This window comes from Luteimonas aquatica (assembly GCF_022662575.1).
In the GTDB taxonomy this organism is placed as follows: Bacteria; Pseudomonadota; Gammaproteobacteria; order Xanthomonadales; family Xanthomonadaceae; genus Luteimonas; species Luteimonas aquatica.
Window position 1 is genome coordinate 1 of record NZ_JALBFU010000035.1, and the last position, 1109, is coordinate 1109.

Below are 1109 nucleotides of genomic sequence, written 5' to 3' on the forward strand. Positions count from 1 at the left end.
CACCGTCAATACCAGCGGTGGCGGAGATCCGGACTGCACCACGGCCACGGGCGAGGGTTGCGACACCAGCACGCCGCCGACCCCGGTCAATACCGGTGTTGCGCTGACCACGACCAAGCCGGTCAGCCCGAACCCGATGACGGTGGGTGTGGCGGCGACCTACACGCTCACGGTCACCACCACCGGCACCGGTCCGACCACGGCCGACTGGGTGAGCGTGGAAAATGTTGATGCCTCGCTGACGATCAACTCGGTGGGCGCGGGCGGCGCGCAGAGCGGTCAGACGGTCACTTGCACCACGCCTGCCGGCCTGGCCGCGGGCGCGAGCGCGACCTACACGATCACGGTCACCAACAACGGCACCGGTCCGACCACGGCCGACACGGTCAGCGTGGACAATGTTGATGCCTCGCTGACGATCAACTCGGTGGGCGCGGGCTGCGCGCAGAGCGGTCAGACGGTCACTTGCACCACGCCTGCCGGCCTGGCCGCGGGCGCCAGCGCCACCTACACCATCAATGTCACGCCGACCGCTGCCAACAGCACCGGCATCGTCAACACCGTGAACACCAGCGGCGGCGGCGATCCGGCCTGTACGACGGCAGGCGGCGAAGGCTGCGATGCCACGACCCCGCCGGTGCCGGTGAATTCCGGCGTGGACCTGACCACGAGCAAGACCGTGGCGCCGAATCCGATGACGGTGGGCGTGGCCGCGACGTACACCATTACCGTGACTAACAACGGCACGGGTCCGACGACGGCCGATACGGTCAGTGTCGACGCGGTGGATGCGTCGCTGACCATCAACAGCGTGGGTGCGGGCTGCACACAGAGCGGCCAGACGGTCACCTGCACCACGCCGGCCGGCCTGGCCGCGGGCGCGAGCGCGACCTACACGATCAACGTCACCCCGACCGCTGCCAACAGCGCGGGTATCGTCAACACCGTGAACACCAGCGGTGGCGGCGATCCGGACTGCACCACGGCGGCGGGCGAGGGCTGCGACACCAGTACCCCGCCGACCCCGGTGAACACCGGCGTGGCGCTGACCACGACCAAGACCGTGGCGCCGAACCCGATGACGGTGGGCGTGGCGGCGACGTACACGA

Annotated in this window: 1 protein-coding gene; it reads left to right on the forward strand. The window is 69.3% G+C overall.

Features of this window, described 5'->3' with window-relative positions:
- On the forward strand, positions 1 to 1109 hold a 1109-nt coding region (locus tag MD221_RS17390), incomplete at both ends, for a DUF11 domain-containing protein (RefSeq protein WP_242113418.1).